Raw genomic sequence first — 563 nt, forward strand, 5'->3', positions numbered from 1 at the left:
GATCAAGACCTGGTCGCGCCGCTCGACGATTCTTCCCGACTTCATCGGGTTGACGATCGCGGTGCACAACGGCAAGCAGCACGTGCCCGTGTACATCACCGACCAGATGGTCGGCCACAAGCTCGGTGAATTTGCGCTGACCCGCACGTTCAAGGGGCACCCGGCCGACAAGAAGGCCAACAAGAAGTAAGGATGACGACGATGGAAACCCGTTCAATCGTTCGCGGCGTCCGCCTCTCTGCCGACAAGGGTCGGCTGGTGGCCGACCTGGTCCGCGGCAAGAAGGTCGACCAGGCGCTGAACATCCTGAGCTTCACGCCCAAGAAGGCAGCCGGCATCATCAAGAAGGCCCTGGAGTCGGCGATCGCCAACGCAGAGCACAACGACGGTGCCGACATCGACGAACTGAAGGTCAAGACGATCTTCGTCGAGCAGGCTGCCACCCTCAAGCGCTTTTCCGCACGGGCCAAGGGCCGCGGCAACCGCATCAGCAAGCCGACGTGTCACATCTTCGTGACCGTGGGCAACTGAGCGCAGAAGGAAAACCATGGGACAGAAAATCC

2 protein-coding genes are annotated in these 563 nt (G+C 61.1%); both read left to right on the top strand.

Features of this window, described 5'->3' with window-relative positions:
* Position 1 precedes the first annotated feature (1 nt).
* Positions 2 to 190, top strand: coding sequence for a 30S ribosomal protein S19 (gene rpsS, locus AC1D15_RS36380; RefSeq protein ID WP_477829915.1), 189 nt, complete (start codon positions 2 to 4; stop codon positions 188 to 190).
* A gap of 11 nt (positions 191 to 201) precedes the next feature.
* Positions 202 to 531: a 50S ribosomal protein L22 gene (gene rplV / locus AC1D15_RS36385; RefSeq protein ID WP_047506366.1), complete on the top strand. Its 330-nt coding sequence runs from the start codon at positions 202 to 204 to the stop codon at positions 529 to 531.
* Positions 532 to 563: the final 32 nt, after the last annotated feature.

It is taken from the genome of Rhizobacter sp. P2_H2, assembly GCF_056403375.1.